The sequence below is a fragment of the Shewanella electrica genome, assembly GCF_022321485.1.
GTDB lineage: Bacteria > Pseudomonadota > Gammaproteobacteria > Enterobacterales > Shewanellaceae > Shewanella > Shewanella electrica.
In genome coordinates, this window is sequence record NZ_JAKOGG010000039.1 from 1 (window position 1) to 859 (window position 859).

The following is an 859-nucleotide window of genomic DNA, read 5'->3' on the forward strand; positions in this document are numbered from 1 at the left end:
ACGGCTTACGGCTTACGGCTTACGGCTTACGGCTTACGGCTTACGGCTTACGGCTTACGGCTTACGGCTTACGGCTTCGCAACATAATAACCGTCCCCAACTATCATTCGTCAAACAAAAAAGACCGAATGCAAAAAGGCCACCCGCTTGGGTGGCCTTTTTGACTTAATGGGAACTTGGCAATGACCTACTCTCACATGGGGAAGCCCCACACTACCATCGGCGCGATTGTGTTTCACTTCTGAGTTCGGGATGGGATCAGGTGGGACCACAATGCTATTGTCACCAAGTAAATCTGGTGCTGATACCCAGAATCGAACTGGGGACCTCATCCTTACCAAGGATGCGCTCTACCGACTGAGCCATATCAGCAAAATCAATATGTTAACTGCAACCGGCAGGTTAACTAATCTTTTTGACTTCACTTAAAAAGTGAAAATCTAAATTAGGCGTCTGGCGATGACCTACTCTCACATGGGGAAGCCCCACACTACCATCGGCGCGATTGTGTTTCACTTCTGAGTTCGGGATGGGATCAGGTGGGACCACAATGCTATTGTCACCAGACAAATTCTGTTTTCTTTCGCTCTTATAAGCGAAGAAAATAATTCGGAAAGCTGCTTATTTTAGTAGTTTTTATTTGAAATGGTGGTCGCTACTGGGTTCGAACCAGTGACCCCCTCCTTGTAAGGGAGGTGCTCTCCCAGCTGAGCTAAGCGACCCCTTTTCAAATTCTTTTAAGCTGTGTTCTCATACTTCAAATCAAGTATTTCTCTATTCTATCAAGGCTTAAAACCCATCGGGGTTGTATGGTTAAGCCGCACGAGTCATTAGTACAGGTTAGCTAAACGCCTCACAA

Annotated in this window: 2 tRNA genes and 2 rRNA genes; all 4 read right to left on the bottom strand. The window is 46.4% G+C overall.

The features are described from left to right. Positions 1–174: 174 nt before the first annotated feature. The 4 genes from rrf (L9G74_RS19835) to L9G74_RS19850 all read right to left on the bottom strand — a co-directional run bounded on the left by rrf (L9G74_RS19835) (position 175) and on the right by L9G74_RS19850 (position 722). Positions 175–290, bottom strand: a 5S ribosomal RNA gene (gene rrf, locus L9G74_RS19835). A gap of 6 nt (positions 291–296) precedes the next feature. Further along, positions 297–372 (bottom strand) — tRNA-Thr (locus tag L9G74_RS19840). Between the two features lie 79 nt (positions 373–451). Further along, positions 452–567: ribosomal RNA gene (gene rrf, locus L9G74_RS19845) — 5S ribosomal RNA — on the bottom strand. 79 nt (positions 568–646) lie between these two features. Continuing rightward, positions 647–722, bottom strand: a tRNA-Val gene (locus L9G74_RS19850). Positions 723–859: the final 137 nt, after the last annotated feature.